Below are 2810 nucleotides of genomic sequence, written 5' to 3' on the forward strand. Positions count from 1 at the left end.
GCGGCGTGCTCGACACCCCTGGGGGCTTAGGGGTTCGGGCCGGGTACGCCCCCTAACATTCTCCGACGCCGGTAACCCCATAGGTAGGATTTCGAGCATGCCGACCAGTGAAATGGAATCAGTGATTGGCGACGGAATATCGTTCGCCGAGAGTTTCAACGCGTTCAACGCGGCTTCTCCGAGCGGATTGGTCGGTGCTTTCTGGCCGCTCCTGGAATCGCTGTGGACCGACGGCACGGTGCGGCCCGCCGCCTACGACGCCGTCGCCGGACTGGTGTCCGCCTTCCCGGCGGCGGACGGCCGCCGGCAGGCGCTGACCGCGCTGCTGCTCGGTCTGATCGCCGAGGCCGAGGGCGTCGACGCCGCCACCCGGAACCGGATCCGCGGCACCGTCCCCGGGGCCCTGGAGCTGCTGGCCAAGCACGGCGACGACGAGATGCTTCGCAGTGCCCTGCTGTACCTGGTCGAGCACTTCCCCGAGGACGCCGACCAGACCCTCGCCGCCGCCAAGGGCCTGAACCTGACCGCCGAGGAGGCCAGCCGCCTGGAGCGCAGCCTGAGCGTCCCGGACGTCGCCGACAAGGAAGGCGTGCTGCGCGTCGGCCGCACCTTCCCGGCGCCGACGGTCTGGGACATCCCCGCCGACGAGCTGCCCGGCGTCGGCGGCTGGGCGTCCTGGCTCGACCTGGACGAAGAGAAGATCAAGCTGGTGTGGGTGATGGACGCCGACTCGCTGCGCGCCGTCGACGGCGGGCGCGCGCTGTGGCTGGCCCAGGAGCGCGAGCTCGCCCCCTACGACCCGGCGCGGACGCCGACCGTCAGCGTGCCCGACCCGGCCCGGTTCGACGTGGCCGCCGTCGTGGGCGGCGCGACCCCGCTGGCCGCCGCGATGCGCTGCCCGACGTGTCAGGGCCCGATCACCGCCGTCGGCTCGGACGCGGCCTGCGCGGCCTGCGAGGCCTGCGAGAAGACCTATCCGGTGGGCGAGGAGTACCTGGACTTCATCCCCGAGGTCGACGACATCTACGACCCGTTCGTGCTGCCCGCCTACGGCCGCGGCATCCGGGAGGCGTTCCTGCGCCTGGTCGGCGAGAACTGGGGCGCGGCGCTGACGCTGGACCAGGAGGACGCGTTCCTGCGCGAGCACTTCGTCCCGGCCGAGGGCCCGATCATCGACATCGGCCCGGACAACGGCAAGACCACGAAGCTGTTCGCCGAGATGTTCGGCGCCGACCGGATCGCGCTGGTCGACCAGTCCGGCCCGATGCTGCGCTTCGTGCGCGGCCGCGCCCACGGCCTGACCGCGCTGCGCGCGATGTGCTACGACATGCCGTTCGCCGACCACAGCGTCGGTGCGGTCAACTGCTGGAACGTGTGGCAGGGCGCCAGCGACAAGCCGTCGCTGATCACCGAGATGCGCCGAGTGCTGCGGCCCGGCGGCGTGTTCACCTTCCTGGCCTACCGGCCCTCGCCGAACCCCGTCGGCCGCTACTTCCAGCAGAAGCTGAACATCAAGACCCTGGATCTCTACGAGCCCGAGGCCCTGCGCGCCGCGCTGGACGCCGACGGTTTCGACGTGTCCGCGTACGCCGAGCACGGCAGTGGCCTGATGCTGGTCGCGGCGCGCGCCCGCGAGCTGGACTGAGCCGGAGGAGGAATCGTGGACACCTTCGCCGGCAAATTCGCGGTGGTCACCGGCGGCGGCTCCGGGATGGGCCGCGAGCTGGTATTGGCGCTGGCCGGGCAGGGCTGCTCGGTCGCCGCCTGCGACTTGAACCTGGCCGGGGCCGAGCAGGTCGCCGAGGCGGCCCGCGCGGTGGCCCCGGCCGGCACCGCCGTCACCGCGCACGCCTGTGACGTCTCCGACGAGACACAGGTCCTGCGGTTCAAGGACGAGGTGCTCGCCGCCCACCCCGGCAGAGCCCTGAATCTGGTCTTCAACAACGCCGGCATCGGCGGCGCGGGCAGCTTCATCGACGACCCGCGCGCCATGTGGGAGCGGGTCTTCGCGATCGACTGGTGGGGCGTCTACTACTGCACGCGGGCGTTCCTGCCGCTGCTGATCGAGGGCCCCGAAGGGGTCCTGGTGAACACCAGCAGCATGAACGCGCTGCGCCCCACCCACGGCCCGAACCGGCCGCTGACCGCCTACGGCACCGCCAAGGCCGCGGTGAAGGCCTTCACCGAAGCGCTGATCGAGGACCTGCGCGAGCACGCGCCGCACGTGAGCGCGGCCGTGGTGCTGCCCGGCCACATCGGCACCGACTTCTTCGCCAACAGCCGCCTGGCCCATGGCGAAGGGGACCCGGAGACCATGACCGAGGCCGAGATCGAGGCGCAGCGGCCGATCCTGGCCCGCTACGGCGTGCCGGCCGAGTCCACCACCGAGGAGCTGCGCCAGTTCATGATCCGGCCCGGAGTGCTGTTCCGGGAGTCGGCGCCGGTGACCGCGGCCGAGGCCGCCGCGATCATCCTGGACGCGGTGCGCGCCGGCCGGTGGCGCATCGTCGTCGGCAAGGACGCCGAGGAGCTCGACGCGCAGGTGCGCGCCGACCCCGAGGCGGTGTACGAGCCGGCCGGGACCGCGGCCGAGTGATGACGACGACGTCGACCCGGCCGCGGACCCGGCCCTGACCTCTGCGCGGTGGCCCGGACTCCGGGCCACCGCGTTCCACGCTCGACCGACCACGGTGCGCGAGGTGCGACGCCTCGTGCGGCTGCGCCGTGCCCTGATGCCGGCCGCCCGGCCCGTGGTCGCAGTCCACTGACAATCCGTTCGGTAACCCGTCTAGGTAGGCGCGAGGTACGCG

At 72.1% G+C, this 2810-nt stretch carries 2 protein-coding genes; both read left to right on the plus strand.

Features of this window, described 5'->3' with window-relative positions:
• The first annotated feature begins 97 nt into the window (after nucleotides 1–97).
• On the plus strand, nucleotides 98–1645 hold the full coding sequence (locus ABD481_RS28345) for a class I SAM-dependent methyltransferase (RefSeq protein WP_344668833.1): 1548 nt from the start codon (nucleotides 98–100) through the stop codon (nucleotides 1643–1645).
• Between the two features lie 15 nt (nucleotides 1646–1660).
• Nucleotides 1661–2596 (plus strand): SDR family NAD(P)-dependent oxidoreductase, encoded by a 936-nt coding sequence (locus ABD481_RS28350; protein ID WP_344668834.1) that lies wholly within the window; start codon nucleotides 1661–1663, stop codon nucleotides 2594–2596.
• The last annotated feature ends 214 nt before the right edge of the window (nucleotides 2597–2810 follow it).

This window comes from Catenulispora yoronensis (assembly GCF_039531695.1).
GTDB lineage: Bacteria > Actinomycetota > Actinomycetes > Streptomycetales > Catenulisporaceae > Catenulispora > Catenulispora yoronensis.

What these genes read in the sequence shown, in the direction of transcription:
- ABD481_RS28345 (WP_344668833.1), top strand. Translation starts at nt 98, where the DNA reads ATGCCGACCAGTGAAATGGAATCAGTGATTGGCGACGGAATATCGTTC.